Raw genomic sequence first — 3,429 nt, forward strand, 5'->3', positions numbered from 1 at the left:
AGCCGACGCGATGATCGCGGTGCCGTGCTGGTCGTCGTGGAAAACGGGAATCTTCATGCGCTCGCGCAGCTTCTGCTCGATGTAGAAGCACTCCGGCGCCTTGATGTCCTCGAGGTTGATGCCGCCGAGCGTCGGCTCGAGCATCGCGATCGCCTCGACGAGCTTGTCGGGGTCGGACTCCGACAGTTCGATGTCGAACACGTCGATGCCCGCGAATTTCTTGAAGAGGCAGCCCTTGCCTTCCATCACCGGCTTCGCGGCCAGCGGGCCGATGTTGCCGAGGCCGAGCACGGCGGTGCCGTTCGTGATGACGCCGACGAGGTTGCCGCGCGACGTGTACTTCTGCGCGTCGAGCGGATCGGCGTGGATCGCCTCGCACGCAGCGGCGACGCCGGGCGAATACGCGAGCGACAGATCGAGCTGGTTCGACAGCGGCTTGGTCGGGGTGACCGAAATCTTGCCGGGTTTCGGGTTCAGGTGATAAGCGAGAGCGGCCTGCTTCAGTTGTTCGTCCATGATTGACCTGCGAGAGACATGCGAAATATTGACGACTCAGTACACAGCACCTTCGGCCGCGTCTGCTTGAATCGAGGGGATGGTCGACTGCGAGACGGCCCGCGACGCGCCGGATCGGCACGCCATCGAACCTTGGCGGATGGCAAGAGGAAGGTCCAAAGTACTGAACGATTTCTTAGGGCCGCCTAGTGTACACCCCCTAAATGACCTCCGTTGGTGCACCGCCGCATCCCCGGCATCAGCATCGGATGGTCGTGCCCCGTTTGTTTCGCCGGTGGTGAGCGGCATGGCGAACCCGCGCGAATTCCGCCGAAAACCGGCCTGAATCGGGTAAAATAGCGGGCTACGCGCGCAGCGATGCGATTGGTCCGCCGATCGCGCCCCGGCCCTTCGGGCAGGTTCCCCTTGCTGCGCCACCGGGCCCGCGCCCGCTCCTCGCTCATCACCCAAGGAATGCCCATGACAGGCTACGATCGTCAGTCGATCTCGGATACGACCGCCAAAATCCTGCTCGAAGTGCAGGCGGTGCACTTCAATGCCGAAAAACCGTTCATCTTCACGTCCGGCTGGGCAAGCCCCGTCTATATCGACTGCCGCAAGCTGATCTCGTATCCGCGCGTGCGCCGTGCGCTGATGGAAATGGCGGAAACGACGATCACGCGCGACATCGGCTTCGAGCAGATCGACGCGGTGGCGGGCGGCGAGACGGCCGGCATCCCGTTCGCGGCATGGATCGCGGACCGGATGATGGTGCCGATGCAGTACGTGCGTAAAAAGCCGAAGGGTTTCGGCCGCAACGCGCAGATCGAAGGCCATCTGGAAGAAGGCTCGCGCGTGCTGCTGGTGGAAGACCTGACCACCGACAGCCGCAGCAAGATCAACTTCGTCAACGCGCTGCGCACCGCGGGCGCGACGGTGAACCACTGCTTCGTGCTGTTCCACTACGACATCTTCAAGGAAAGCGTGTCGGTCCTGAAGGACATCGACGTCGACCTGCACGCGCTCGCGACGTGGTGGGACGTGCTGCGCGTCGCGAAGGCGTCGGGCTACTTCGAGACGAAGACGCTCGACGAAGTCGAGAAATTCCTGCACGCACCGGCCGAATGGTCGGCCGCGCACGGCGGCGCGACGGCCCCGAAGGAATGACGCCACGCCGGCACGCGTGCCGGCGCACTGGCCAGGAAAACCGCCTGCTTGATCGCAGGCGGTTTTTTTTCGTCCGTCGACCGGCGCGCTGACCGATCGCAATCGCGCGCGACGGCGGGCGTCGCTCATCGAACCCTAATGCTAGACTTGATCCATCGCCGCCCTCAGCGCTGCGGGCAACATACAACGCCAACAATGCCGGGCGGTTCGGCCCGGCCCACGTGACGGGAGAAGCGCCATATGCGTGTGGATCGCCGGATCACTCCGCCTGCGCCATCGGGTCGTCCTTCTCCGTTTCTCCTCTCCGCCCTCCTGTGCGCCGCCGTTTTCGCGGCGCTGCCCGCGCGTGCCGAAGGCCCGTTCACCGTGACGAGCGACGACCTGACGCCCGGCGCGCGCGTGCGGCTCGCGAACGTGTTCGATCGCGGCGACTGCAAGGGCGCGAACCGCTCGCCGCAACTCGCATGGCACAACCCGCCGCCCGGCACGCGCGGCTATGCGGTCACGATCTTCGATCCCGACGCGCCCGGGCACGGCTGGTGGCACTGGGCCGTCGCGGGCATCCCGGCGACCGTCACGAGCCTGCCGGCCGACGCCAGCGCCTCCGGCTTCCTGCGCCGCATCGGCGCGAGCGAGGCGCGCAACGACTTCGGGCTCGACGGCTACGGCGGCCCGTGCCCGCCGCCCGGCAAGCCGCATCGCTACGTGATCACCGTCTACGCGCTGAAAGGCACCGACCTGCGCGTCTCGCAGGGCCGCCCTGCGCCGATGTTCGAGCACGAGATCGGCACGCTCGCGATCGGCACCGCGCAACTCACGGTCACTTACGGGCAGTAGCCACGTCCTGCGGGGCACCGCCGCCGCGATTGCCGGCCACCGCGAATTTCAGTGCGCCGCGCACGCACGTTGTCTCGTCATTTCGGCTTGCTAGACTCGTCGTCACCGGTCACGGCATGTCCTGCCGCGCGACCGTCGCGCCGCCTGCCGGCGACGCGTGACGCGGCGAGCCTGCGGTCCGCCGTTCCCGTCCCTTTCCGGAGAACGCTTCATGTCGAACATCGTCATCGTCTATCACAGCGGCTACGGTCATACGCAGAAACTGGCCGAAGCCGTGCACGCGGGTGCGCAGGATGCCGGCGCGAACGTACGCCTGATCGCAGTCGGCGACCTCGACGACGCAGGCTGGGCCGCGCTCGACGCGGCCGACGCGATCGTCTTCGGCGCGCCCACTTACATGGGCGGCCCGTCGGCACAGTTCAAGCAGTTCGCCGATGCCACGTCGAAAGCGTGGTTCACGCAGAAGTGGAAGGACAAGATCGCCGCGGGCTTCACGAACTCCGCGACGATGAACGGCGACAAGTTCTCGACGATTCAATATTTCGTCACGCTGGCGATGCAGCATGGGATGGTGTGGGTCGGCACGAGCCTGATGCCGGCGAACTCGAAGGCGGCCACGCGTAACGACATCAATTACCTCGGCGGCTCCACGGGCCTGCTCGCGCAATCGCCGGCGGATGCGACGCCCGACGAGGGGCCGCTGCCGGGCGACCTCGAGACCGGCAAGGCATTCGGCCGGCGCGTCGCCGAAGCGACGGCGCGCTGGGACGCCGGCGCCCGCTGAGCACGCCCCCTCCCCGGCCCGCGCGCGGGCCGGCGGGCGTCAAACGGACACCAGGACGGCCCGCGGGCCGTCTTTTTTTCGCCCCGCGCGGTGCAGTGCCGCCGGATGACGTCTTAAAATGGCGGTTTCAGGGCGCCGCGGCTCCC

General features: G+C 66.8%; 3 protein-coding genes and 1 pseudogene. 3 read left to right on the plus strand and 1 reads right to left on the minus strand.

Annotated features, from left to right (window positions below; genetic code table 11):
- A pseudogene (locus JMF90_RS29765) lies at positions 1–516 on the minus strand (NADP-dependent malic enzyme); the annotation flags it as partial.
- A 459-nt stretch (positions 517–975) separates the two neighbouring features.
- Between JMF90_RS29765 and JMF90_RS29770 the strand changes: the two are divergent.
- From JMF90_RS29770 to JMF90_RS29780, 3 genes are all read left to right on the plus strand, one after another.
- The gene (locus tag JMF90_RS29770) at positions 976–1,662 is read left to right on the plus strand and encodes an orotate phosphoribosyltransferase (RefSeq protein WP_011546659.1); all 687 of its coding nucleotides are present in this window, start codon (positions 976–978) and stop codon (positions 1,660–1,662) included.
- A gap of 240 nt (positions 1,663–1,902) precedes the next feature.
- Positions 1,903–2,499 (plus strand): YbhB/YbcL family Raf kinase inhibitor-like protein, encoded by a 597-nt coding sequence (locus JMF90_RS29775; protein WP_011546660.1) that lies wholly within the window; start codon positions 1,903–1,905, stop codon positions 2,497–2,499.
- A 211-nt stretch (positions 2,500–2,710) separates the two neighbouring features.
- On the plus strand, positions 2,711–3,283 hold the full coding sequence (locus tag JMF90_RS29780; RefSeq protein WP_011546661.1) for a flavodoxin family protein: 573 nt from the start codon (positions 2,711–2,713) through the stop codon (positions 3,281–3,283).
- Positions 3,284–3,429 lie beyond the last annotated feature (146 nt).

Origin of the sequence: Burkholderia sp. E168m23 (assembly GCF_016586125.1) — a bacterium.
In the GTDB taxonomy this organism is placed as follows: Bacteria; Pseudomonadota; Gammaproteobacteria; order Burkholderiales; family Burkholderiaceae; genus Burkholderia; species Burkholderia orbicola.

Excerpts from the sequence above, each read along its gene's own strand:
- JMF90_RS29775 (WP_011546660.1), top strand. The coding sequence starts at position 1,903 with ATGCGTGTGGATCGCCGGATCACTCCGCCTGCGCCATCGGGTCGTCCT.
- JMF90_RS29780 (WP_011546661.1), top strand. The coding sequence starts at position 2,711 with ATGTCGAACATCGTCATCGTCTATCACAGCGGCTACGGTCATACGCAG.
- JMF90_RS29770 (WP_011546659.1), top strand. The coding sequence starts at position 976 with ATGACAGGCTACGATCGTCAGTCGATCTCGGATACGACCGCCAAAATC.